Below are 26,153 nucleotides of genomic sequence, written 5' to 3'. Positions count from 1 at the left end.
GTGTAACGTTTTATTTGTAAAGGTTTACATATTTTTACAGTATAGAGGTGTATTAGTCGCATTAGACTAGACAACGCCTCTGTTACTAAATAACGTAATTGGTTAAGTTAATAATCATAAAAGAAGATACCATGTTAAAAAAAGTCTTAGCTTGCGCGGTCATTGTAGCGCTTGGTGGGTGTACTGATGCACCTACTACTTCAACTGAAAATAATGCCAAAACTGAAACACCTGCTGAACAGTCATTAATGTACCCTAACACTAAAAAAGGGAGCGTTGTTGACGTTTATTTTGATGAGAAAGTGGCTGATCCATATCGTTGGTTAGAAGATGATATGAGTGAAGAAACCGCTCAATGGGTTAAAACTCAAAACGAGCTGACTTTTTCATATCTTGAAAACATCCCTTATCGTGACAAATTGAAAGCAAGCCTTGAAAAATTAATGAATTATGAAAAGGTCACTGCACCTTTCGTTGAAGGTAAATACACGTACTTTTACAAAAACGATGGTTTGCAAAATCAATATGTGCTTTATCGTAAGTTAGGCGACGCTGAAGCTGAGGTTTTCTTAGACCCAAATACGTTTAGTGAAGATGGCACAACTTCAATGTCAGGCCTTACATTTTCTGAAGATGGCTCGTTAGCTGCGTATCAAATTTCAGAAGGTGGCAGTGATTGGCGAAAAATCATTATTATTGATACTGAAACCAAACAACCAATCGAAGAAAATCTAGTGGATGTTAAATTCAGTGGCATTTCATGGCTTGCAAATGAAGGGTTTTACTACTCTAGTTATGACAAACCTAAGGGCAGCGAGCTATCAGCTAAAACAGATCAACACAAGGTTTACTTCCATAAACTGGGCACAGCTCAGAGTGAGGATGAGTTAGTCTTTGGTGGCTCTGACGCTGAGAAACACCGCTACATTGGTGCATCTGTAACCTCTGACAATCGTTATTTAATTATTTCAGCTAGTGTGTCTACTTCAGGCAATAAACTGTTTATAAAAGACCTTACTAAAACTGATAGTGAGCTTAAAACAATTGTAGGACACACTGAGTCAGATACCTACTTGCTTGATAATGATGGAAGTAAATTATTCCTTGTTACCAATTTAAACGCACCAAACAAAAAAGTGGTCACTGTTGATGCAGCAAATCCTACACCTGATCAATGGCAAGATTTAATTGCACAAACTGATAATGTGTTAAGCATGTCAAAAGGTGGCAACTATTTCTTTGCTAAATATATGGTTGATGCAATTTCTAAAGTTCAGCAATTTGATAAGTCTGGTAAGTTAGTGCGTGAAATTAGCCTGCCAGGCGTAGGCACTGCACGTGGTTTTAGTGGTAAAAAAGAAAGTGAAACGCTTTATTATTCGTTTGCAAATTATATCACTCCTGGCACCACCTTTGCTTTTGATGTAAACACAGGTGAGTCTGACGTTTACCGTAAATCAGGTGCTAAATTTGATTCTGATGCTTATACATCTGAGCAAGTATTTTATACATCAAAAGACGGTACAAAGGTACCGATGATTATCTCGTATAAAAAAGATACTAAACTCAACGGTAAAAATCCGACAATCTTATATGGCTACGGTGGTTTTAACGCAAGCATGACACCTGGATTTAGCTCTGCGATTGCCGCATGGCTTGAACAAGGTGGTGTCTATGCAGTGGCAAATATACGTGGTGGTGGTGAATACGGTAAAGCGTGGCATGATGCTGGTACACAGCTGAAAAAACAAAACGTGTTTGATGACTTCATCGCTGCAGCTGAATACTTAAATGAGAAAAAGTATACATCTAGTGACTACTTAGCACTGCGTGGTGGCTCAAACGGTGGTTTATTGGTTGGCGCTGTTATGACACAACGCCCAGAACTATTCAAAGTCGCACTTCCTGCGGTAGGTGTACTTGATATGCTACGTTATCATACGTTTACTGCTGGTGCAGGCTGGGCGTATGATTATGGTACTAGTGAACAAAGCCAAGAAATGTTCAACTATCTTAAGGGCTATTCGCCAGTACACAACGTAAAAAAAGGTGTGTCATATCCTGCAACATTAGTAACAACGGGTGATCACGATGACCGAGTTGTTCCTGCGCATTCTTATAAGTTTGCTGCAGAGCTACAAGCGAAAGGAGCGGGGAGTAACCCATACCTTATTCGCATTGAAACAAATGCGGGTCATGGCGCTGGAACACCAACCAGCAAGATCATTGAGCAGTATGCTGATATTTATGGCTTTACCTTATATAACATGGGTATAAAGTCACTGTAATATTATAAAAAACGCCGAAGTAATACTTCGGCGTTCATTAAGCTATTTTAAGCTCGCTTTATATTCGATAATTCCGAAATAACATCACTTACATGTCACTTTATTAGTTACTGCTTGAAAAAAGACGCTGGTGTGTTTTAAACGCATATTCATCTGTCATCCCACTTAAATAATCACAAATAACGCGATGTGTATTCAATCCATTATCAAGGGCTTGCTGATAAGCATTCGCTGTTGTTTCTGGTAATAACCGAAGAGGATCACATGAGAAAGCTTCAAATAACTCTATAATCAATTTTTGACCTTTAAACTCTATTTGCTGCATGTGAGAAGCGCGTATTAAACGCTGATAAATAAAAGATTTTAATGTGTTTAGCAAGCTTTGATATTCACTTGATAGTTCAACAGTAAAATTTAGAATGGGGCAGTCGAATGTAACCTCTGTTGGGGTAATACATGATTGTGTAATAAATAAATTTACTAACTCACCTATTACATCTTTTCGTTGTGCTTCAGAGTTTAAAAATAAACGCTCAGTCAATTCACTGGTTTCTAGCCATGAGCAATTTACTTTATCTAGAGCAGGGACTGCATAGTTTTCCCATTCTTTTAACGTAATTTGTTCTGTTGCAATCGCATCTTCTAAGTCATGAACGGCGTAAGCAATATCATCAGCTAATTCCATAATGGCAGCATCAAGTGACTTAAAGCGTGTTTTTGACCTAAACGGATCGAGCTTACTAAATTGGCTTAAATTGCTTTTATCTTTTGCAGATAGCGGGTCGACTATCCAATCAAATGTTTCTCTATCATCTTGATATAGTCCTTTTGCTGGACGCCAATCATCCGCTTTTATAAATGCTCGTTTAGGATCATGCTGTGGTATGGTATGCCATAAATCGTCTATAAACGCAGGGTATTTAATAAAGCCTAATAGGGTGCGCCTCGTTAAATTCATGCCATGCCCGTCACTATAAGGCTCTAGACGCGATACAATGCGTAGTGTTTGTGCATTACCCTCAAACCCACCATACTCTCTCATCATGTAATTAAGTGCTATTTCACCGCCATGACCATAAGCCGGGTGGCCAATATCATGCGCTAAACATAATGTTTCGAGTAAGCTTTGATCAGGAAAGTATTTAAAATCAGGGTGCTGTTTTTCTAGGTGGCGTAACAAACCACTGCCTATTTGCGATACTTCTAAAGAGTGGGTTAAACGTGTGCGGTGAAAATCATTAAGGCCAATTCCCATTATTTGAGTTTTAGCTTGCAGGCGGCGAAATGCTGCGGCATGAATTATTCTGGAACGGTCTACTTGCCAAGGAGAGCGGTTGTCGTTTGGCCTTGATTTATTCTGATTAATAATTCTACTTTGCCACTTTAATTCCATTATAACATTCCACTTAATCTACTGGTGTTTATGATTCGATTGTAGCGGATTTATGAAGATCAAAAATACCCCAGTTGATAATCTTTTTTTGTTCATGAATAGTCTTAATCAGCAAATTCGCCTTTATTTAGCGCCTTAGGTATAATGTAATATCAGTGCATGTGATTTTACCATGCATAATTGTCAGTATCTTGGAGAATACATGCTTAAGCACTCAATTCGTTTATTATTAAGTCTGTTTTTTATTTGGGCATTACTTTACCCATTTATACAGAGTATCACGCCTAGTATTAAATCTGGATCAGAAGAAAAAACGAAACCACTTGTAAAGAAAAAAGAAGAGCCTCTTCATAATGTTAAATTACCAAAGTTTAGCGCATTTACTGATGTGAAAGAAAAGAAGCAAGCTTTTTTTGATTTTATAAGGCCTCATGTAGAAGCTGAAAATAAGAAAATATTACAACAAAGGGCAACGCTGGAAATTGCTTTAATGATGCTACAGTTTGATGAGCCGCTTAATAATAAGCAGACTAAGCAAATCAAAACAATTCTAAATCAATACAAGTTATCTGATGTAATTAATACGATTTCATTAACACAGGCATTAAGGCGGGTTGATATTATTCCCAAAGAAATGGCGCTGATGCAAGCTGCTAATGAATCTGCGTGGGGCACATCGCGTTTTGCGCGAATAGGTTTAAACTTTTTTGGTCAGTGGTGCTATAAAAAAGGCTGTGGCATGGTACCGGGTAGGCGCAACACCGGCGCTGCTCATGAAGTTGCTGCTTTTCAGTCTGTACGTCAAGGAGTCGCATCATATTTTAAAAACTTAAATACTCATGCTGCATACAAAGATCTTCGTACAATACGCGCTGATTTACGTCGTCAGCAAAAACCACTCGCTGCTAATAAGCTAACCTATGGTTTGATGTCTTATTCAGAGCGAGGCGAAGAATACATAAAAGAATTAAATCAAATGATTAAACACAATAAGGCATATTTTAATGAGTAACTTTAAGGCATTATTTTTTGCCTTCGTTGTAGTAAGCTCGCTTTTAAGTGCAAGAGTACAAGCAAAAGAGTTTGTTGTTTCGTATGACGGTTTTTATGATCGTTTAAAAGTGGTTAATAAGGGCGATTTCCAATTTGCTCAAGTAAATTTTTATATCACTGATATTGCAACGGGCGATGAATGTTTAATTAAAACTGGGCGCATTATTACGGAGCGTCAGGAGTTTGCGCTTAATTATACAGCTCAAGCACAGTTGTTATTACCCTATGATCAACAATTAGATAAAGATAAAGCTGTTATAGTTATTGAACCAATTAATGAACAACATGATTGCCAATTAAAACTGCAAATAGAGGCGCGAGAGTTTGCTAATATCAACCTGAATAAGCACCAAATGTTTCAATTAAATGCCGAGTTTGATGACTTACTATCAGATTTGTCAGGTTTTTTTATTAGTAAATTAATGAGTTTTTTACTGCCAGAGCAAAAGGGACTTGTTCTTACTTTTGCACAGACAGTAGAAATCGATGATAAAGCATTTAATTGTAAAGATGCTGTTTGCCATGTTGCGATTCCAGACGAGTGGGAGAATGACAACACAGTATTTACGATTACATCTCCTTTGCTCAAAGTCACTCCTTGGATTACGAAGTAAAATTAAATTATCCAGAGTTCAGGTTAAATTACTAGATAATGCATTGAGTATCAATGCATTACCTATGAGAAATTGTTGTAACTCTGTCTAATTTATTTCCACACTAAATCGAAAAAAAATTACTTAAATTAATGAATAAATCACATATTATTGAGCATTTGCGTTTTGCTCTTCAAGCACAGCTTACAACTGCACAAGTTGCAGCTAAAACGGCCCATGATGCAGCTACTCATGAAGAGAATATTGCTGAGAACAAGTACGATACTTTAGGACTTGAAGCCGCTTATTTAGCACAAGGGCAAGCTCAGCGAGTGAATGATTGTCATTTAAGCCTTGTTGAGTTTGAAAAAGTATTCAAGGAGTCTATTAAAGATAAAGTGTCTCTGGGCTCGCTTGTGGCTGTGTGCGATGAAAATGAAGATAGAAAATGGTATTTTTTAGGCCCCATGTCTGGTGGTTTATCGGTTACTGTTAAAGGGGAATTGGTTTACGTATTAACACCGCAATCTCCTTTAGGTAATGGCCTGATGAATAGACAAATAAATGATGAGGTTACTTTCACTATAGCCGGTGAGTCCCAGCTATTAGTGATTGATGAAATACTGTAATTATCGATAAAGTTTACTTATCCTTAAGTTAAAAATATCTCGCTGGTCAGCTGATTTAAAACCGTTTATAAATAGTCAATAGCAATTGCTAAAGCACCCATCTTGTTAAGTAATAGTGTGATCTAACCTAAACTTAACATGATGGGTGTTTCTATTTATTTTTGACTTACTTGTAGGAAAAGTCGTGTTTAAAACCTTAATTGTGGTTGATAACAATGAGCAATTTTTGGCTCAATCATTCGAAAATGTCATATCTTTTAATACTTATTTACGTGAATACCCAAAACATAACGAACCAAAAACACGCATCATCAATTTGTGTGATTCAAGCCAGTATTTAAGTAAAGGCTATTATTGCTCATTGCTAGCTGAAGCACGTAAACATCAAGTGCTGCCAAGTGTAAAAACAATAAATGCGTTGCGAAATGGGCACATTGTACCTGTTGAACATAGAGATGTAACAGACGTTATATATTTCGGTGAAACGGATAATGAATCGCAAGTAAAACCGGTAAAAGCACTCTTTAATTTGTTTCCTGCGCCTATTTTATTTGTAAACGATTTAGATGAGCTTAAACAGGGATCGTTATCATCATTAACGAGTGAGCAACAAACTGCATTTGTAAATAAGCTAACTCAATTTACCCAAACTCAATGGCGGATTAGTGGCTCTAAACGTCGTTATAGATGGGATATGGCTATCTTAGTTGATCATAATGAAAAGGTGCCACCAAGTGATAAAGATGCGATTGCCCGCTTTATTAAAGCAGCCGCTAAACATGGTATTTATGCACAGGCATTAAGCATTGAAGAAATTAGCAACATCGCTCAATTTGACGCGCTATTTATCCGTCAAACAACAGCGATAGATCACCCTACCTATCGACTAGCCACCAAAGCACAAAATTTAGGTTTAGTGGTAATTGATGACGCGGATTCAATTTTACGCTGTTGTAACAAAGTATATTTGCATGATGCCTTTAACTATCAAAAAGTACCGAGTTTGAAGACTCATGTCGTGGCAGAATTAACCAATGAGACGATTGAAGAGCTTGAGCAAAACTTTACCTACCCCTTAGTGTTAAAAATGCCTGAAGGATCATTTTCAAAGGGTGTTTATAAAGTAAGTAATAGAGAAGAGCTTGAGACTAAATTGTCTGAACTATTTGCATTTAGTGCATTAGTTTTGGCGCAGGAATATATGTACACCGAATATGATTGGCGCGTAGGCATATTAAATGGGCGTGCAATTTATGCATGTCGTTATTTAATGGCTCGTAATCATTGGCAGATTTATAACCATGACGCTAAGCGATTTTTCTCTGGTGGTTTTGAAACATTACCGACATTTGAATTACCTAAAGTGGTGTTAGATGCTGCGTTGAAAGCCTGTAAAGTCGTCGGTAAAGGTCTATACGGTGTTGATGTTAAAGAACAACAAGGACGTGCTTATGTTCTTGAGGTAAACGACAACCCAAGCATTGATCATAAAGTAGAAGATGCTTACCTTGGTGATGAGTTATATATGATCATTATGGATGAGTTTAAACAACGCCTAGAGTCTCGAGGTCGCGGTTAATGGCCGATACCTTAGTGTCTGCGCGAGTTGCTATTGAAAGTGATTTGGCTGAATTAGTAAATATAGAACAGCAGTGTTTTAATTTAGATAGGTTGAGTGCGCGAAGCTTAAAACGTTGGATATTGGCAAAGCATGGAATAATGCTGGTGGTTGAGCACAACGAAGAATTACTAGGCTATGGTTTAGTTTGGTGCCATAAAGGCACTCGCTTAGCCCGTTTGTATTCACTGGCGATTAAACCAAGAGCTCGCGGTAAAGGCGTTGCTAAGTATCTTTTAACTGAGCTTGAGAAAAGCACAGCTATGCGTGGACGAATATATATGCGCCTAGAAGTTGCTGTAAACAACAAAGCAGCAATTGCTCTGTATGAAAGTGAAGGTTACCGAGTATTTGGTCAATACAGTGATTACTATGATGATCATAGCGATGCATTGCGAATGCAAAAAAATATTAGAGGTACTCAGCCGCAGGTATTGTTAGCGCCTACACCCTGGTACCAGCAAACAACTGAATTTACGTGTGGTCCTGCGGCATTATTAATGGCTATGGCACGCGTTAATCAGGCACAACAGCAATCTCAGCAGTTAGAGTTAGATTTATGGCGAGAGGCGACTACTATTTTTATGACCTCTGGGCATGGAGGATGCCATCCCTTAGGGTTGGCATTAGCTGCTAATAAGCGCGGATATAATGTGTCTGTAATGTTAAACACACACAACCCTTTGTTCGTTGATGGAGTACGAAGTGAAAGTAAAAAAGCTATTTTGCACACTGTCCACTATCAATTTTCACAGCAAATAGCACAGCAAAATATTGATGTTAGCTATCAAGATGTTGAGCTTACTGATATTGAGTTTTGGCTTAGTCAGGGCAGGGCGGTGTTACTTTTGATCAGTACATATCGCTTTGATGGCAAAAAGTCACCGCATTGGGTATGTGTAACGCACCTAGATGAACATTGTTTATATGTTCATGACCCATTTTGTGAAACGCAGAAACAACTAGCGATAGATTGTCAGCATGTACCAGTTTCAAGAGCCGACTTCAGTAAAATGGCAGCATTTGGTGCAAGTAGATTAAAAACAGCACTGGCAATTAGCTTTAAAGGGTAGAACATTGACATTTTATGAACTTGTAGATGTAACTCCTTACTCATGGACTGCAATTGGGACTGCTGCGTTTTGTGGTGCTATTATTGGTGCAGAGCGTCAACTGCGGGGAAAGCCTGTTGGTATACGTACCTCAGTACTGATTATTTTAGGCACCTATTTGTTTCTTGCATCTGCGTTTATGTTACATGGTGATGTAATTGATCATTCACGCGTGGTAGGACAAATAATTACAGGAATTGGCTTTTTAGGTGCTGGCGTTATGTTAGCGAAGGACGGCGCTGTTGTTGGCGTAACCTCGGCTGCAACCATTTGGGTGTTGGCATCAATTGGAGTAATGATTGCGACAAATAATCAGGGAGCCGCTATTAAGCTCTCAGTTTTAGTGGTCGGTATTTTATATGGTGTGGATGTACTTGAAGCTCAATTTAAAAGTTTAAGCAAAGGCGTACACACTCAAGTTAAAAATTACCACAAGCGGTATTATAGAAAAGAGAACAATGTGAAAGATCGTCACTGATAGTGACGATTTTCATGCTTTTTAATGCAAGTTTACCCCTGTTTTAAAGAGGTTCAAAGCGTCATCTAACGGACTTGGCTTGCCTATAAAATACCCTTGTACGTTATTTATACCTAATTCTTTGAGGCTCATAAGTTCTTGATTATTTTCAATACCTTCGGCTATCACGGTGCAGTTAATTGCCTTTGCAAAACCCAATAGCGCCTTTGCTAATAAAAACTTACTGCGATCTTTATTAATATTTTGAGTAAGGCTTATATCCAATTTTATGATATCCGCTTCAAGCTCTAGAATATGTTGAAATGAAGAATAACCTGCACCAACATCATCAATTGCCAGTCTTACACCTTTGTCTTTTAGTGGCTTCAAACTTTGACGCATCACGTTGTAGTCATAAATAGGTGAATGCTCAGTTATTTCAATCACTACATTAGTGCAATCAAAATCAGCTAACATTTTTAATAAACTACCACTGATGACATGCTTCGGAGAAACATTAATAGAAACATAGCTACCTTCATGAAAATCCCCAAGGCTTTGCATTACATTTTGGACTGCTAACATTTCCAACTCTTCGCCCAAACCAATATTCTCTGCATTTTGAAACCATACATCAGGCGTTTTATAAGGGGTTGTTAAAAAGCGGGCTAAAGATTCATACCCTTTAATTTTATTACTGTGCAAACAATAAATGGGCTGAAAATACATACAAATATTATTGTTTTCTATTATTTGTTCAATCTCATATTTATGCTGAGAATTTGTTTCGCGTTCAAGCTCTCTTTCTTCGATTAATTCACCAGCAATCTCTGCTATTAATCCTAAGTAAGAAAGATCTCGTTTATTTAATGAGTCGTCATGCTCGTTGCTGTAACAACAAAATGTACCGTAAACTTTTCCTGAATTTAAAATAATGGGTAAACCAATGTATGAGCCAATGGTTAGCTTTTCAGTTACAGCCATTTGCGCTGTTACTTTATTTTTCGTTGTATCATTGATTATTGGATCTAATTCTTTGTCTGCAATTTTTCTACAATAGGTGTCTTCTTCCAAGTCGTATTGCTCAGGAGCTATCGGACAGTGTTGTAATGAGCTGTCAACAGATTGAAAAATCCGACGTCCATTTTCAAATTTAGCTATAAAAGCAACCTGCATATCTAAATGCTTTCTCACAAGATGTACTAACTTTAACAGTTTACTTTCTAATGTTATGGCTTCTACATTTTGTTTTAAGTGGGTTGCTAGGATATTTTGCATAAATGGCCTATCGTGATTAATGAATTGCTCAGTCCGTTATCAAAATATTAATAATAAACATAGATTAATTCTACTAAACCTAGCCAAATAATTTCCTTCTGACAACTTTTCTATATTCACTCGGTGTTTGGCTTAATACTTTTTTAAACACTCTTGTTAAATGACCCTGGTCGTTGTAACCAACTTCTAATGCCACCTCTTGAATTGAGAGGTTAGATGAAGCCAGAAGTTCTTTAGCTGATTGCACTCTCAATGCTTGCCAGTATTCAACAGGGCTTTGATTTGTTGCATTTTTAAAACGACGTGTAAAAGTACGATAGCTCAAACTAAATAAAGCAGCTACTTCAGTTAAAGTATGTTCCTCTGCTAAATTGTTTTTTAGCCAAAATTGTATTTGCGCAATCAATTCATCAGGGTGTTTATCAACAGCCCCTTCAAGGTAACGTTGATCTTCATAAGGCTTCCTAATTTCATGAGAAAAGTTACGCTCCACATGTTGTGCAGCCTGTTGTCCGTAATATTGACTAATAATATGGACAATAACATCTGCAAGCGCATTTAAGCTGGCAACACTGTATAAGCGTTCAGACTGTGTGATGAAAAAATCGGGCTTTAGTAACACATTAGGGTAGTCTCGTTTGAATTGCTCAGCATAGTGCCAGTGCGTTGTTGCAGGATGACCATCAAGTAATCCTGCCTGCGCTAGCAAGCAGTTACCGGTACCAACCCCGACAACTTGACTGCTGTCTTGCCAGCTTTGAGCAAGCCAATTTACTAAACCATTATTTTTTTTGACAACAGGGCGTGGGTTTCGCCAAATTCCCGGAACAAGAATGAGATCACTGCTAGGGGCTTTGTCATATGAACAATCAGGTACGATTGATAAACCCGTGCGGTTGTTAATAGGCTGGGGGTCTTCTGCCACCAAGTAAATTTCCAAAGGGCGAAATTCACCTTTATTTAAATGGCTCTTTGCAAATGCTTCTCCCGCTCTAAGCATTTCAATTGGCAGAGTTAAACTAGTGATTAATAAGTGCTGATAAACCAATAAACTAATTTTTAATGGGGTAGTTGCTATTTTTTTGTCCACTGAATTGCTCCGACCAGTTTATTTTGGCATTTTAAGCCTGATATTTGGCTATTAAAGCACAATATTGATATTGGTATCCAACTAAACTGAAGATATATTCAGTAACACGTTTTCTTCAAGGTAAAATATGACAGCATTACCCGTTATTGTCGGTATGGGCGGAATCAATGCCGCAGGCCGCACCTCTTTTCACCAAGGTTATCGCCGTATCGTGTTAGACAGTTTAGATGCAAAAGCACGCCAAGAAACATTTCTAGGCCTTGCCACTTTAATGAACCTTGTTAAATTAGAACAAGGGAAATTAGTTGATCAACAGGGGCAGATAATTGAACAAACTCAGATTGAGTCAACGTTTGGTGAGCAAATAATCGCAGGTACATTGATCAGAAAAATTGAGAAAAATCACTTCGATGTAGATGCGACACCATGGCAACAAAAAATGACTCTCAGTGTGTCCAACGATGAAAAAATTATATTTGAAACTCGCGCACGTGATTTACCACAGCCTGTTCCTGCATCTTGGCAGGTAGAGCAGCTTGAAGGTAAGAAAGTAAAAGTCACTATTGCCGCCGATCTAGAAGTTAAACATAACAGCACGCGTGACAATCCGATAAAAGCTGCGGGTCAATTACCAACAGGTTTTGAACCTGGGGCAATGTACAATAGCCGTTATCAGCCACGAGGTTTACAAGCAACAATCTTTGCCGCTACTGATGCCATTCGTTCAACAGGGCTTGATTGGCAACATATTATGAATAGTGTGCAACCAGATCAAATTGGCACCTATTCAGCTTCTGTTGCAGGACAAGTTAATGACGAAGGTTTTGGTGGTTTGATTCGTTCTCGTCAGCAGGGTGAGCGTGTTAGCACAAAACAGTTGGCACTGGGTTTAAATACCATGTCGACAGATTTCATAAATGCCTATGTAACAGGAAATGTTGGAACGACTTTTACCACGTCTGGTGCGTGTGCCACATTTTTATATAACCTACGTGCTGCCGTTAACGATATTCAAGCAGGGCGCACGCGTGTTGCTGTTGTAGCGTCATCTGAGTGTGCTCTAACCCCAGAGATAATCGAAGGGTTTGGTAATATGAGTGCATTAGCGAATGAAGAAGGTTTAAAAAGATTAGATAATACCGACGTTGTTGATCATCGCCGCACAAGCCGCCCATTTGGTGAAAACTGTGGTTTTACAATTGGAGAGGGAGCTCAAGTTGCCATTTTAATGGATGACGAATTAGCATTATCTCTTGGCGCAGATATTATGGGTGCAGTTCCAGACGTTTTTGTTAATGCTGACGGTGTTAAAAAGTCGATTACAGCGCCTGGCCCAGGTAATTATATTACGATGGCAAAATCTGTCGCACTTGCTTCAAGTATTTTAGGGCAAGAGTCGGTACAAAAACGCAGTTTTATTTTGGCACATGGTTCAAGCACACCTCAAAACCGTGTAACAGAATCTTTAATTTACCATCGTTTAGCGCAAACATTCGCTATTGATAACTGGAAAGTGGCAGCGCCTAAAGCATATGTAGGCCACACTATTGCACCTGCAAGTGGTGATCAACTTGCTATGGCTCTTGGCGTGTTTAGTCACAATATCATGCCAGGTATCACCACTATTGATAAAGTCGCTGGTGATGTGCACGCTGAACGCTTGGATATTCGTACTGAACATTATAAATGTGATGACATGGATATAGCATTTATAAATTCAAAAGGCTTTGGCGGAAATAACGCAACCGCAACTGTGATTTCGCCCTCGGTTACTATGCAGATGCTATCAAAACGTCATGGCGAGCATGTTATGAGTGATTATGCTCAAGCGAAAAAATCTGTGCAGTCTGCTCAAGCTGAGTATCAGCAGCAAGCTGATTTAGGGAGTTATGAGCTTATTTATCGATTTGGTGATGGCATGATTAATGAGAACGAAATTGTCATTACAGATCACGACATGCAAATTCCTGGCTTTGATAAAGCCATTGAATTAAGTACATCTAATCCTTATCAAGATATGTTTTAAGCACATTCTTGAGTGGCAAGGCGCTTCTATAGCGCCTTTTTTAATGCCTAAAGATAATCGTACCTTGTCGTTGGCTGCATTTTTTTGTTGAATCACCGCACTTTACGCGACCGGTACAATTTCCTTGTTATAATTTCACGATATTACAAAGGCTAATGTTAGAGAATCCTATGATCGCCAGCTTATTATTGCTCAGTGCCACTGCTACCTTAGATAGTCATCTTCCCCCGCTTTTGCCATGGCAAGGCCAAAGTATACAACTAATGCAATCTAATGGTCCTTTAACAACAGATTTTGAACTCAGTGAAGGGTTAAATTCACCCAATTACGAACAAACAATGGCCTTTGTTGATCGTTTAGTCGCAGCTAATCCTACTCAGTTTCAAGTTCAAACTATTGCTAAAAGTAATGCTGGTCGAGAAATAAAAATGCTTGTTGCAAGCGAAGATGGTTCGTTTTCAGCTCAGCAGCTAAACAACAATTCAAAGCCGACTATTTTTATACAAGCGGGTATTCATGCCGGTGAAATCGATGGTAAAGATGCAACATTTATGTTGCTCAGAGATATAGCTACAGGAAAGCGCCGCGATATCTTAAGCAAAGTAAATATCTTGTTTATTCCAATATTAAATGTTGATGGTCATGAGCGTCGAAGCCAATTTAATCGCATTAATCAACGTGGGCCTGTTGAAATGGGGTTTAGGACTAATGCTAATAACCTAAACCTAAATCGAGATTACACTAAACTCGATACGCCGGAAGTTCGAGGTGTAATGAGGATTATAAATCAATATTCTCCAGACCTTTATGTTGATGTGCATGTTACTGATGGCGCAGATTACCAATATGATGTTACGTATGGCTATAATCCTGTTTTTGCAAGTGAGTCTCCAAGTGTTTCAGAGGCGCTTGACCAATACTTTAAACCAATTATTGATGAAACATTAGCAAAACAGGGCCACATTCCAGGGCCACTTGTATTTGTTATGGATAAACGTGAATTTAAAACAGGGTTAGCTGGTTGGGTTGCAACACCACGTTACTCCAACGGCTGGGGGGACTTACGTTCTTTGCCAACAATCTTAGTTGAAAACCATTCATTAAAACCATATAAACAACGTGCTTTAGGTACGTATGTATTTTTAGATGGAGCAATCACCGCTTTATCAAAGCACAGCGAACAGCTTACTCAAGCTGTTAATAAAGAGCGCAGATTTCTTCCGACTGAACTTATTGTTAAACGTGCTTATGCCAAAGAACCAAATACTTTAGAGTTTAAAGGCATAAAGTACAGTAAAAATAAGAGCGCACTGAGTGGTCAAACTGAAGTCAAATACATTGGTGAAAAACAACATTACGATGCATTACCTATATTTTGGCAAAAAGACGTTGAAAAAACAGTAAAGGTTCCTGCTGCATTTTACATACCTCCAGCATATCCGCATATTATCGAAAAGTTGAAATTGCATGGCGTTAAAGTTGAAACAGTAGCTCAGAGTGAAGTAGTGACTGATCTATACGTTGCTAAAGTAAAACAACACCAATTTGCTAACGCGCCATTTGAAGGACGGTTTAGAGTGACGGCTGAATTTGATTATCTTGATTTAGATAATCAATTAATGACCGGGTGGTCTAAAGTTAAAACAGCACAACCGCTTGGTGAACTTGCAACGCATTTACTACATCCTGAAGCGCCAGACTCGTTTTTTGCTTGGGGGGAATTCAATACTATATTCCAGCGAACTGAGTATATGGAAAACTATGCACTAGCTCCGTATGCTAGAAAAATGCTAAAAGATAAACCTGCATTAGCGCTCGAGTTTGACAAGAAAATTAGAGAAGATGCTTTGTTTGCTAATGATGCTCAGGCGCGTCTTGATTGGTTATATCAACGCACTCCATTTTATGATCAAGCCTATTTAAAGTATCCGATTCTAATGTCGTTTAAAACTCAGAAAATCGAAAGCGCACAATAATGGATATCATTACTTTACCCGTTACTGCATTTTCGCAAAATTGTCGAATCATAATCTGTAAAACTACTCGTCAAGCGGCAATTATTGATCCCGGAGGGGATGCAGATAAAATAATTGCAGAGCTTGCAAAGCATAATACACAATTGCAATGCATATTATTGACCCATGGTCACCTTGATCATGTTGGGGTCGCCAAGCAATTAGCACAGCATTTTAAGGTTAATATCATAGGCCCTCACGAAGATGAACGTTTTTGGTTTGATGCATTACCTATGCAGGCTCAAATGTTTGGTTTACAGGTTATTGAGCCATTTTATCCTGATGTGTGGCTTAAGCATGGGGATGTTTGTAAAGTAGGTAATTTAAGTTTTGCAGTCCGTCATTGCCCAGGCCATACTCCCGGCCATATTATTTTTTATGAACAAACACACTCAGTAGTATTGGTCGGGGATGTTATTTTTAAAGGCTCTGTAGGGCGTACAGACTTTCCTAAAGGTGATGCTGCACAATTAATTGATTCTATTAAAGGCCAAGTATTAACTTTACCAGATGAAACACTAATTTTATCAGGGCACGGACCAGACACTAAAGTAGCGCAAGAACGCATATCGAATCCATTTATTAGCGGTAAGTTTGGCTAATCACGCATAAAAAATGCATAAAAACACAAGACGCAGCTATAAAAGCGATGTATAATTTAAACAATTTAGTAAAAAAATAAAGAAATAAAATGTCTCTAAATCAAGTTGATCGCCAAATTTTGGCACTATTACAGCAAGACGCAAGCCTTTCAACCGCAGATATTGCTGATAAAGTAGGGCTTTCGCAATCGCCGTGCTGGCGTAGAATTGCCAAATTAGAACAAGATGGTTATATCAAAGGTAAAGTTGCTTTACTCGATGAGAAAAAGCTTGGTTTTGATATGCTAGTGTACGCGCATGTTCGTCTTTCAAATCATGGTAGAACTAACCTTGCTGAGTTTGAGCGTTTAATACTAAGTTATGACGAAGTTACAGAATGCTACAGTATGGCGGGCACTATGGACTTTATGTTACGTATTATCTCAAAAGGCATTGAAGGTTATGAGCAGTTTGTTCGTGACAATCTGTTGAATTTAGAGTTTGTTCAAGAAGTTCATTCAAACGTAACGATGACGTGTGTTAAACGCAGTACTTCTTTACCTTTGTAAGTTAACTCCCTCCTGTATTTGATTTTGGGTTTCGCTGCAAACCCATTAAATGCACTATACTCAATAGTGCATTTAGAATAACCAATTGTTAACTTTTGCTTAATTTGTTAGAATTCAGCGCTTTTTTTGATCCCTACATCCATGAGGAACTCAATGTTTAACTTACTCAGCAAAGCGCCAAGCTCTGCTAAAAACGATATACTATCAGGTTTGACGGTGGCGCTTGCCCTGGTTCCTGAAGCTGTTGCCTTTGCATTTGTAGCAAACGTAGAGCCTTTAGTTGGTTTATATGCGGCATTTATTGTTGGTTTGATTACCGCAATTTTTGGTGGTCGCCCAGGCATGATCTCAGGTGCAACAGGTGCTTTGGCCGTTGTAATGGTGAGTTTAGTACTCGATCATGGGGTTGAATATCTATTTGCGACTGTACTGCTCATGGGACTTCTGCAAATACTAGCAGGGGTCTTTAAGCTGGGTAAATTTATTCGCATGGTACCGCACCCCGTTATGCTTGGCTTTGTTAACGGTTTAGCGATTGTTATTTTTCTTGCTCAATTAGGCCAGTTTAAATCGCCAGGCGAAGATGGAACAATGCAATGGATGACGGGCGAGCCTATGATGATAATGCTTGGTTTAGTTGCACTAACTATGGCTATCATTCATTTTCTACCAAAGTTAACTACTGCTGTGCCATCTACATTGGTTGCAATTGTGACCGTGACGCTAATTGTAATTGGTTTAGATTTAGAAGCACGTACAGTTCTTGATTTCTTAAAAGATATGACCGGTGATAGTGCAGCTACCATTGCTGGTGGATTACCAGAGTTTCATGTTCCTATGGTGCCATTTACCCTTGAAACACTGAAGATTATATTTCCATATGCCTTAATTTTGGCTGCCATTGGTTTAATTGAATCACTACTAACATTAAGCTTAATTGATGAAATAACAGAAACACGTGGCCATTCAAACAAAGAGTGTATTGGCCAAGGTGCAGCTAATGTAACGTGTGGCTTCTTTGGTGCAATGGGTGGTTGTGCGATGATTGGGCAATCAATGATTAACATTAACTCGGGTGGTCGTTCGCGTTTATCTGGTATTACAGCTGCGCTCATGCTGCTAGGTTTTATTATATTTGCCGCAGGCTTAATTGAAATGATACCGCTTGCTGCGCTTGTTGGTGTGATGTTTATGGTTGTGTTAGGTACATTTGAATGGGCCTCATTCAAAATGATGAAACGTGTACCAAAGTCAGACGCATTTGTGATTGTTTTAGTATCCGGTGTAACTGTAATTACTGACCTTGCAATTGCGGTTTGTGTTGGTGTTATCGTATCTGCACTTGTGTTTGCTTGGCAACATGCTAAACAGATTTATACCACAAATTATATTGATGAAGCTGGTGCTAAAGTATATGAACTACATGGCCCATTATTCTTTGGTTCAGTTAAAGGTTTTACAGAATTATTTGATGTAAAAAATGATCCAAAAGATGTGATTATTGAATTTAAATACAGCCGTGTTGCTGATCACAGTGCTATTGAGGCAATTGACACATTAGCTGATAAATATACAAAAGCGGGAAAACAATTGCATCTTCGCCATTTAAGTAAAGACTGCACTCAGTTATTGCATAAAGCACGTGATTTAGTCGAAGTGAATGTAATCGAAGATCCAACGTATAAAGTTGCATCTGATAAATTAGCTTAATTTAAACGCTGATTCTAAAAAGCGAAGGCGACAACCTTCGCTTTTTTTGTGTTTAATGACTCTTACACAATAGTTTTGATAACATTTATTGCTATAAGAATTTATCTGTTGGTCTTGAGTACAAAGTGCTATATAAAATCTTAAATGTTTAACTAACTACGACAAAGCTCGACTGTTTACTGTTCCGACTGTATAATTCGCGCCCTCTTTATATATTGAATATTGCTTGTATTAACTCTTCACTTGCCGATGAGTTTGCGTGCTCTTAATTGCTTAGGAATTTATCTTGATCTCAACCGCTAATATCACCATGCAGTTTGGTGCTGAACCTTTATTTGAAAACATTTCCGCTAAATTTGGTAACGGAAATCGTTATGGTCTAATAGGGGCAAACGGCTGCGGTAAATCAACGTTTATGAAAATCCTTAGCGGTGCGCTTACAGCTACATCGGGTAATGTTTCAATCACCCCGGGTTTAAAAGTAGGTAACTTAAGCCAAGATCAATTTGCTTTTGAGCAATTCTCTGTCGTTGATACAGTAATTATGGGTGACGTTGAGCTGTGGAAAGTAAAGCAAGAGCGTGATCGTATCTATTCTCTTCCTGAGATGAGTGAAGAAGAGGGAATGAAAGTTGCCGAACTTGAGAGTATCTTTGCAGAAATGGATGGCTACAGTGCAGAAAGCCGCGCTGGTGATATTTTGCTTAAAGCGGGTATAGAAGAAGAGTTCCATTTTGGTTTGATGTCACAAGTGGCGCCAGGGTGGAAACTACGAGTTCTTCTTGCTCAGGCATTGTTTGCAAATCCAGATATTTTATTACTTGATGAGCCAACCAATAACTTGGACATACATACCATTAATTGGTTAGAGCATGAGCTAAATCAACGCAAATGCACCATGATTATTATTTCGCATGACCGCTATTTTCTTAACGCGGTTTGTACGCATATGGCCGACATTGATTATGGTGAGCTTCGAATCTACCCAGGTAACTATGAAAAATATATTGAAGCCTCATCACTCATTCGTGAACAACTACTTGCCGGTAATGCTAAAAAGCAATCTGAGATTGATGAATTACAAGACTTCGTGAATCGCTTCGGCGCTAATGCCTCAAAAGCAAAGCAAGCAAGCTCTCGCGCTAAGAAAATGGATAAAATTAGTCTGGACGAAGTTAAGTCGTCTAGTCGTATGGCACCTTCATTATATTTTGATGAAGGCAAAAGAATGCATCGCCAAGCATTAATTTTAGAGAACTTTGGCCATGGGTTTGATGGCGAAGTATTATTTGAAGGCGGCGAGTTAATTTTAGAAGCGGGCTCTAAATTAGCTATTATTGGTGAAAACGGGGTGGGTAAATCAACCTTTATCCGTTGCTTAGTCAATCAACTTGAGCCAAATCATGGTGCTATTAAGTGGTCTGAAAATGCATCAATAGGTTACTGTCCACAAGATAGCAGTAAAGACTTTGATAATGACTTAACCTTGTTTGATTGGATGTCACAATGGCGTACAGCAAAGCACAATGATTTGATGGTACGAGGCATGTTAGGGCGTTTATTATTCACCGCAGATGATGCTAATAAAAAAGCTAAAAATTGCTCAGGTGGTGAGAAAAACCGTCTATTGTTTGGTAAATTAATGATGCAAGATGTCAATGTACTGGTTATGGATGAACCCACAAACCACATGGATATGGAAGCCATTGAAGCACTTAATAATGCATTAAAAGATTTTGAAGGCACACTCATTTTTGTCAGCCATGACCGTGAGTTTGTTTCATCATTGGCAACGCGCATCATTGATATTCGTGATAAAAAAGTAGTTAATTTCCACGGCACATTTAACGAGTTTATGGCCAGCCAAGCTGAGTCAATGCAATAAACTTTTAGTTATAGGGCTGGCATTTGCCAGCTCTTTTACTTAGCCGATGATTTAAACCGTTTGACGTATCTTAGGGTGACAAAGTTAATAATTGCCATTAAAAGTGCAATTTCATAACGGCTAAATGCAACGGCAATACCTATTAAACCCATGTTCCATATACTCGCTGCTGTGGCAGTACCATAAGTTGAACTCTTATTTTTTAAGATAGCACCGCCCCCGATAAAGCCAATTCCAGTAATGATCCCTTCAAGCACTTTCGATTCTGCCTCGGATGATGTCAATACAGACATTCCTACTAATGCATAACCACACGATGCTACAGCTACTAGCGGGAATGTTCTAAGCCCCGCGCCATGGTTGGAACTTTCACGATCAAAGGCCATCGGGAGCGAGAGAATATAAGCGATCCCCAAGTGCATTAAATTCTTTACTATTTCATTCCACTGTAAGTCCAATTCCATATTAGCGATTCCAATTATTTTACTGAAACTATGAACAGCAAAAATCAAACCAAACATGCAGGATTTAATATCCTTTACTTTCAATGAATTATAATTATATGAGAGTGCGAACTTCTTGGAGTATGTATATTTTACAAGGAGGGATGTGGCAACTACAGTTTATTACAGTTTTTTTGATTACTATATTTTAGGGGGCGCATATAATCTTGCTATTGACTTTTGGTGCATTTAAAAAGGAAAAACAGGTGATGGTTAAGTCATTTATAATATTATTCATTAGTTTCACTCTTTCTGGCTGTACTTTTGCTGGTGTAATTCTTGATAGCAGCATTTACAGTAAAGCAGATGAAAACTATGATGCGGATCTAGCATTATCTCACCCAAGTGAACCACCAAAAAGCACACATGTAATAAGAGGAGAAGACACGATTTCGTTTAGTAATTTAGGCTTTGAAGTCGATAGTTACTTAGTTGGTCTTGTACTTGAGCAAAATGAGCCAGATGTCGTGTGTAAGCAAGTATCTAAATCACTGAAAGTCTGCGAGGAAGTTGACCCCAACATCCTCACAGAAGATAAAAATACTAACGAACAAAAAACTGTTGATGAAATAATAGGTGTTCGTCAATAAAACTACTTATAAAATAATAACTGTGATCATACCCTGGGTGCATGTTGATTTCAGCAGGGTAGTCCTTTTCGTTCACACTTTTAAATAAGGCTTCAATTTTTAGTTGTTCAACTAAAAAGTTATCGGCTTCACCTTGATCAACGCGCATAGGCACAAAGTTCTCAGGTTCTGCATTATTCATTAGTTCGCAAGTGTCGTATTTAGCCCATGTTTGTTTGTCTTCACCGAGGTAGTGACTCAAAGCTTTTTGGCCCCAAGGACAATTAATAGGGTTTGTTATAGGGCTAAATGCCGATGCACTGGTGTAACGATCAGGGTTACGAAGTGCAATCATTAACGCACCATGGCCGCCCATTGAATGGCCACTTATTGCTCTTTTATCAGATACAGGGAAGTGCTGTTCAATTAAAGTTGGAAGTTCTTTAACAACGTAATCGTACATATTATAGTGAGTATTGTAGGGCGCTTGTGTTGCATTAACATAAAATCCAGCACCCTGAGCAAAATCGTAGCTGTCTTCATCAGGAACATTATCCCCACGCGGGCTGGTATCAGGTGCCACAATGGCAATGCCTAGCTCTGCTGCTTTTTTAAATGCGCCCGCTTTTTGCATAAAGTTCTCATCAGTACATGTCAAACCCGATAACCAATAAAGTACAGGCACTTTATTAGTTTGACTGGCACCGGGAGGTAAAAATACCGCAAAACGCATTTTGCAGTGGGTACTAGTTGATTCATGGCTGTATTGCTTATGCCAGCCACCACTGACTTTTGCTGTTGTTATATTATCTAGCATGTTGTCCTCACAAAAATGCCATGAACTTATGTTCATGGCATTTTATTACAAAGTTATTAGTAGTGAATTACTGTACGAATACTTTTGCCTTCGTGCATTAAATCAAAAGCTTCGTTAATACCTTCAAGTTCCATGGTATGCGTGATGAAGTCATTTAAAGCAAACTCACCAGCCATGTAACGCTCAACAATTTCAGGTAACTCAGAACGACCTTTTACACCACCAAATGCGCTACCGCGCCATACTCGACCTGTAACTAATTGGAACGGACGAGTTGATATTTCCTGACCAGCACCTGCAACACCAATGATCACAGATTCTCCCCAGCCCTTATGACAACACTCAAGAGCAGAGCGCATAACATCCACATTGCCGATACACTCAAACGAGAAATCAACACCGCCGTCAGTCATCTCTACAATAACTTCTTGAATAGGCTTATCAAAATCTTTTGGATTTATTAGATCAGTAGCGCCAAGTTTAGTGGCTAGATCAAATTTAGAAGTATTAATATCAATACCAATAACTCGGCTTGCACCTGCCATTTTTGCGCCAATGATAGCGGACAAGCCTATGCCGCCTAAACCAAAGATAGCAACAGTATCGCCAGCTTGTACTTTTGCTGTTTTTGTTACAGCGCCCATGCCAGTAGTGACGCCACAGCCTAGCAAGCAGACTTCTTCAAGTGGTGCTTCTTTGTTTACTTTAGCGAGTGATATTTCAGGCAGTACGGTGTACTCAGAGAAAGTAGATGTGCCCATGTAATGATAAATTGGTTGGCCATCTTTATAGAAACGAGTTGTGCCGTCAGGCATAAGGCCTTTGCCTTGGGTTTCGCGTACCGCGGAGCACAAATTTGTTTTTCCTGAGGTACACATTTTACATACGCCACACTCTGCAGTGTAAAGCGGTATAACATGATCGCCAACAGCAACGCTGGTAACATCATCGCCAACCGCATAAACCACACCAGCACCTTCATGACCTAAAATAGCCGGGAAGATACCTTCTGGATCTTCACCTGATAGGGTAAAAGCATCTGTATGGCAAACACCTGTCGCTGTAATTTTTACCATAACTTCGCCTTTTTTAGGCATCATTACGTCAACTTCTTCAATTGAGAGCGGTTGTTTTGGGCCCCACGCAACCGCGGCTTTTGATTTAATAAATTCTGACATAGTGTGATTCTCTTCTTGTTAGATACAAAGTGACATAAAAACAATAGCGCTATTTTATTTGTTTCTCAAACAATGTTAATCTTTAATTTAATAAAACACTTTTACAGTATGGTAATAATGAGTCGTTGGGCAGGAATAGATGAATTTATTGCAGTGGGTGAAGAGAGCAGCTTCACAAAAGCTGCTGTTAGTTTAAATGTATCAGTGGCACATATAAGCCGCCAAGTAACGCAGCTTGAGCACAGGCTTAATTCGCAACTGCTAACACGGACAACACGCAGTGTGGTCCTAACAAAAGAAGGAGAGGCGTTTTTACATCAAATTAAGCACTTACAACATGCTATGGATGATGCAACTGCTTTGCTGGCACAGCAGCAAAGTACGCCAAAGGGTAAAATTAAACTAACTGCTCCGGTGATGTTCGGTGAAACATTTATCATGCCAGCAGTACATACATTTATGCAGCAATATCCCGATGTAGAAGTCGTTATGGCGCTAAGCAATCAACAAGAAAATTTGGTCGAGGGCGGTTTTGATTTAGCGATTCGCCTAGGGCACCTAAAAGATTCAAGCTTAAAAGCACGGCGTTTGAGTGCGCGACATTTTGTTATTTGCTGCTCGCCTGATTACTTAAATAACTTTGGTGAGCCACATACAGTAACAGAGTTGCATAGCCACCAATGCTTAATAGGCAATAGTAGTTATTGGCGAGTGTGTGAGCAAGGACGAGACAAACATATTAAAATTGCAGGGCGGCTTCAATGCAATAGTGGTTGGGCACTGGCTGATGCTGCAAAGAAGGGGATAGGTATTGTACAACTACCTAACTATTATATAGAAAAAGATTTAGAGGCGGGTAGTTTAGTGCCCATACTGACTCATTATCAGCCAAAACCCGAGGGGGTATGGGGTGTATACCCACCTCGGCAATTTGTAGCAACGAATGTAAAAGCATTACTTGACCATTTAGCAAATGCACTCAATTAAATCGTTTCAGTGGTATTTTCATCCATTCTTTTAAGTGCTTTATTGAGTGCTTCGATGCGGCTTTCACAAAACGAGTCAGTGGGTAACTTATCTTTAATTCTAAGACGTTTTAATTGATCGCTTGTTTCGCTATTTGGAGAATAGATATACACGTCACAATTAGCTTCAATTGCATCTGTAATTGCATTTTCTATTGCCAAAGAAACAGTTACGTCGAGCATCTGCACCCCAGATAAATCAAGTAACATTGATTGGTATTCACCGATATGGCGATGCTGTCGTGCAATTGCTTTAGAGACACTGAATATCATTGGGCCAGATAAATAAAAGAATAATAACTTGCCTTGTGCTTGGTCTAACAGCGCTCTTTCATCATCTGTTAGCGGCACGTCATCGTCATCAGCATCACTGATTGCTTTTACATGCTTTGCTTGTTCTCGGCTTAATCGTTCAATCACAATGATGTTTGATATGAAAACACCCAAACCCACCGCAACAATCAAATCGACGAATACTGTGAGCATCATCACGCCATACATAATCGACATTTGTAAAATACTGAGTTTGTGCGCGCGTTGAATAAAACTCCAATCAAGAATATTTATACCAACATACACCGCAATACCAGCTAATACCGCCATGGGAATGGGTTCTGTTAAGCTACCTGCTACAAATACGACAGCCATTAAAATGACAGCCCGTAAAATGCCAGCAAGTGGCGAACGGGCGCCAACTTGAACATTTACCACAGTACCCATAGTCGCGCCTGCGCCAGGCAGTGCGCCAAATAAACCCGCGACCATATTTGCGATGCCTTGGCCTCGTAGCTCTTTATCAGAGTCATGCTCTGTTCGCGTTAAACTGTCGCCAATAACAGCCGTTAGCAATGTATCTATGCAGCCTAAAGTACCTAATACTAAGGCATCAATAACCATTTCAGTGAACAAATCCGCTGAAAAAGTTGGGAAAATAAAGCTTGGTAAACCGCTGGGTATTTCGCCAATACGGCGAATATCTTCGCTGGTAAAAAATATAATTGAAACTAAAGTAACAGCAACGAGAGCGACCAATTGAGCCGGGACATATTGGCGGTATTTTTGTGGCAGGTAAAACAAAATCCCTAACGTACACAAGCCTAAAAATAATTCAGAAAAATGTAACGACGTAATTAATTCGGGTAATGCTGACAATGTACCAATTACGCCACCCCCTGGAGATGAGTGTCCAAGTAATGGTGCAAGTTGTAAGATGATTAAAATAACACCAATGCCAGACATAAACCCTGAAATAACACTGTAGGGCATAAGAGTGATGTATTTACCGAGCTTTAAGGTACCCAACATTATCTGAAACGCGCCGGCCATCATGACGACGGTAAAGCCCATCGCTAAACCTTGCTCAGGGTAGCTTGCTAACATTGTGGTGAGGATGGCTGTCATGATAACAGTCATAGGCCCTGTGGGCTCAGAAATTAATGAAGTAGAACCGCCAAACAATGCGGCAAACAAACCAACTAAAATAGCGCCCCACATACCTGCTTCAGCACCCGCACCCGATGCAACACCAAACGCCAGTGCAAGTGGTAATGATATAATCGCAGTGGTAACACCGCCGAATAAATCACCCTTTAAATTGACATGTTTAAATCGCTGTAAAGACAAAATTGGGCCCTCATCTAGATATTTGGCGCATTTTAACCCAAAACGACTTAATCAAGTATCAGATTTTTAATTATTTTTTACACTTTTGTTCATACCCAAATAAAATTGAATTTGCTAGTATGGCGGCTCGATTAGCATTAC

Annotated in this window: 22 protein-coding genes; 15 read left to right on the top strand and 7 right to left on the bottom strand. The window is 39.0% G+C overall.

Annotation, left to right across the window (positions count from 1 at the left end; all coding sequences use genetic code 11):
• Positions 1-131: 131 nt before the first annotated feature.
• The gene (locus ACHUE3_RS05725) at positions 132-2,288 is read left to right on the top strand and encodes a prolyl oligopeptidase family serine peptidase (protein WP_394191049.1); all 2,157 of its coding nucleotides are present in this window, start codon (positions 132-134) and stop codon (positions 2,286-2,288) included.
• A 103-nt stretch (positions 2,289-2,391) separates the two neighbouring features.
• On the opposite strand, the gene ACHUE3_RS05720 is transcribed toward ACHUE3_RS05725, so the two are convergent.
• Positions 2,392-3,681: an anti-phage deoxyguanosine triphosphatase gene (locus tag ACHUE3_RS05720; RefSeq protein ID WP_394191047.1), complete on the bottom strand. Its 1,290-nt coding sequence runs from the start codon at positions 3,679-3,681 to the stop codon at positions 2,392-2,394.
• A gap of 202 nt (positions 3,682-3,883) precedes the next feature.
• On the opposite strand from ACHUE3_RS05720, the gene ACHUE3_RS05715 reads away from it, so the two are divergent.
• From ACHUE3_RS05715 to ACHUE3_RS05690, 6 genes are all read left to right on the top strand, one after another.
• Positions 3,884-4,693 carry a glucosaminidase domain-containing protein gene (locus ACHUE3_RS05715; RefSeq protein ID WP_394191045.1) on the top strand — a complete coding sequence of 270 codons (810 nt, stop codon included), beginning with the start codon at positions 3,884-3,886 and terminating at the stop codon, positions 4,691-4,693.
• Positions 4,686-5,348, top strand: a complete 663-nt coding sequence (locus ACHUE3_RS05710) for a DUF2987 domain-containing protein (protein ID WP_394191043.1) — start codon at positions 4,686-4,688, stop codon at positions 5,346-5,348. Before ACHUE3_RS05715 ends, ACHUE3_RS05710 begins: the two co-directional genes overlap by 8 nt.
• 131 nt (positions 5,349-5,479) lie before the next feature.
• The gene (locus tag ACHUE3_RS05705; protein ID WP_394191041.1) at positions 5,480-5,956 is read left to right on the top strand and encodes a transcription elongation factor GreAB; all 477 of its coding nucleotides are present in this window, start codon (positions 5,480-5,482) and stop codon (positions 5,954-5,956) included.
• A 184-nt stretch (positions 5,957-6,140) separates the two neighbouring features.
• The gene (locus ACHUE3_RS05700) at positions 6,141-7,535 is read left to right on the top strand and encodes a RimK family protein (RefSeq protein ID WP_394191039.1); all 1,395 of its coding nucleotides are present in this window, start codon (positions 6,141-6,143) and stop codon (positions 7,533-7,535) included.
• On the top strand, positions 7,535-8,647 hold the full coding sequence (locus ACHUE3_RS05695) for a GNAT family N-acetyltransferase/peptidase C39 family protein (protein ID WP_394191037.1): 1,113 nt from the start codon (positions 7,535-7,537) through the stop codon (positions 8,645-8,647). Before ACHUE3_RS05700 ends, ACHUE3_RS05695 begins: the two co-directional genes overlap by 1 nt.
• A 4-nt stretch (positions 8,648-8,651) precedes the next feature.
• Complete coding sequence (locus tag ACHUE3_RS05690) at positions 8,652-9,164, top strand: MgtC/SapB family protein (RefSeq protein WP_394191035.1); 513 nt, start codon at positions 8,652-8,654, stop codon at positions 9,162-9,164.
• Between the two features lie 21 nt (positions 9,165-9,185).
• Here the strand turns inward: ACHUE3_RS05690 and ACHUE3_RS05685 are convergent, their stop codons facing one another.
• Together ACHUE3_RS05685 and ACHUE3_RS05680 are read right to left on the bottom strand one after the other, a co-directional pair.
• Positions 9,186-10,421 carry a sensor domain-containing phosphodiesterase gene (locus ACHUE3_RS05685; RefSeq protein WP_394191033.1) on the bottom strand — a complete coding sequence of 412 codons (1,236 nt, stop codon included), beginning with the start codon at positions 10,419-10,421 and terminating at the stop codon, positions 9,186-9,188.
• A gap of 79 nt (positions 10,422-10,500) precedes the next feature.
• Complete coding sequence (locus ACHUE3_RS05680) at positions 10,501-11,511, bottom strand: GlxA family transcriptional regulator (RefSeq protein WP_394191031.1); 1,011 nt, start codon at positions 11,509-11,511, stop codon at positions 10,501-10,503.
• Between the two features lie 127 nt (positions 11,512-11,638).
• Here ACHUE3_RS05680 and ACHUE3_RS05675 point away from each other — a divergent pair, with 127 nt between their 5' ends.
• From ACHUE3_RS05675 to ACHUE3_RS05650, 6 genes are all read left to right on the top strand, one after another.
• Positions 11,639-13,537, top strand: a complete 1,899-nt coding sequence (locus ACHUE3_RS05675; protein ID WP_394191029.1) for a beta-ketoacyl synthase — start codon at positions 11,639-11,641, stop codon at positions 13,535-13,537.
• A 170-nt stretch (positions 13,538-13,707) separates the two neighbouring features.
• The gene (locus ACHUE3_RS05670) at positions 13,708-15,513 is read left to right on the top strand and encodes a M14 family metallopeptidase (RefSeq protein WP_394191027.1); all 1,806 of its coding nucleotides are present in this window, start codon (positions 13,708-13,710) and stop codon (positions 15,511-15,513) included.
• Positions 15,513-16,154: an MBL fold metallo-hydrolase gene (locus ACHUE3_RS05665; protein ID WP_394191025.1), complete on the top strand. Its 642-nt coding sequence runs from the start codon at positions 15,513-15,515 to the stop codon at positions 16,152-16,154. Before ACHUE3_RS05670 ends, ACHUE3_RS05665 begins: the two co-directional genes overlap by 1 nt.
• A gap of 89 nt (positions 16,155-16,243) precedes the next feature.
• Positions 16,244-16,702 carry an Lrp/AsnC family transcriptional regulator gene (locus ACHUE3_RS05660; RefSeq protein ID WP_058558840.1) on the top strand — a complete coding sequence of 153 codons (459 nt, stop codon included), beginning with the start codon at positions 16,244-16,246 and terminating at the stop codon, positions 16,700-16,702.
• A 153-nt stretch (positions 16,703-16,855) separates the two neighbouring features.
• Positions 16,856-18,412 carry a SulP family inorganic anion transporter gene (locus ACHUE3_RS05655; RefSeq protein ID WP_394191023.1) on the top strand — a complete coding sequence of 519 codons (1,557 nt, stop codon included), beginning with the start codon at positions 16,856-16,858 and terminating at the stop codon, positions 18,410-18,412.
• A gap of 286 nt (positions 18,413-18,698) precedes the next feature.
• The gene (locus ACHUE3_RS05650) at positions 18,699-20,297 is read left to right on the top strand and encodes an ABC-F family ATPase (protein ID WP_394191021.1); all 1,599 of its coding nucleotides are present in this window, start codon (positions 18,699-18,701) and stop codon (positions 20,295-20,297) included.
• Positions 20,298-20,332: 35 nt separating this feature from the next.
• Here the strand turns inward: ACHUE3_RS05650 and ACHUE3_RS05645 are convergent, their stop codons facing one another.
• Positions 20,333-20,761: an MgtC/SapB family protein gene (locus ACHUE3_RS05645; protein ID WP_394191663.1), complete on the bottom strand. Its 429-nt coding sequence runs from the start codon at positions 20,759-20,761 to the stop codon at positions 20,333-20,335.
• A 248-nt stretch (positions 20,762-21,009) separates the two neighbouring features.
• On the opposite strand from ACHUE3_RS05645, the gene ACHUE3_RS05640 reads away from it, so the two are divergent.
• Positions 21,010-21,390 (top strand): hypothetical protein, encoded by a 381-nt coding sequence (locus ACHUE3_RS05640; protein ID WP_394191019.1) that lies wholly within the window; start codon positions 21,010-21,012, stop codon positions 21,388-21,390.
• Here the strand turns inward: ACHUE3_RS05640 and fghA are convergent.
• Together fghA and ACHUE3_RS05630 are read right to left on the bottom strand one after the other, a co-directional pair.
• On the bottom strand, positions 21,344-22,186 hold the full coding sequence (gene fghA / locus ACHUE3_RS05635) for an S-formylglutathione hydrolase (protein WP_394191017.1): 843 nt from the start codon (positions 22,184-22,186) through the stop codon (positions 21,344-21,346). The two genes, ACHUE3_RS05640 and fghA, sit on opposite strands and share 47 nt — an antisense overlap.
• Positions 22,187-22,242: 56 nt before the next feature.
• The gene (locus tag ACHUE3_RS05630; RefSeq protein ID WP_394191015.1) at positions 22,243-23,364 is read right to left on the bottom strand and encodes an S-(hydroxymethyl)glutathione dehydrogenase/class III alcohol dehydrogenase; all 1,122 of its coding nucleotides are present in this window, start codon (positions 23,362-23,364) and stop codon (positions 22,243-22,245) included.
• Positions 23,365-23,481: 117 nt separating this feature from the next.
• Between ACHUE3_RS05630 and ACHUE3_RS05625 the strand changes: the two genes are divergently transcribed.
• Complete coding sequence (locus tag ACHUE3_RS05625) at positions 23,482-24,351, top strand: LysR family transcriptional regulator (protein WP_394191013.1); 870 nt, start codon at positions 23,482-23,484, stop codon at positions 24,349-24,351.
• Here ACHUE3_RS05625 and ACHUE3_RS05620 read toward each other — a convergent pair.
• Entirely contained in the window at positions 24,348-26,015 is a 1,668-nt protein-coding gene (locus tag ACHUE3_RS05620) for a SulP family inorganic anion transporter (RefSeq protein WP_394191661.1), read from the bottom strand. The genes ACHUE3_RS05625 and ACHUE3_RS05620 overlap by 4 nt on opposite strands.
• Positions 26,016-26,153 lie beyond the last annotated feature (138 nt).

It is taken from the genome of Pseudoalteromonas atlantica, from assembly GCF_043641955.1.
GTDB classification, from domain to species: Bacteria; Pseudomonadota; Gammaproteobacteria; order Enterobacterales; family Alteromonadaceae; genus Pseudoalteromonas; species Pseudoalteromonas atlantica_A.
The sequence above is the reverse complement of the archived record's forward strand: the minus strand, read 5'-3'. Positions and strand labels throughout refer to the sequence as shown.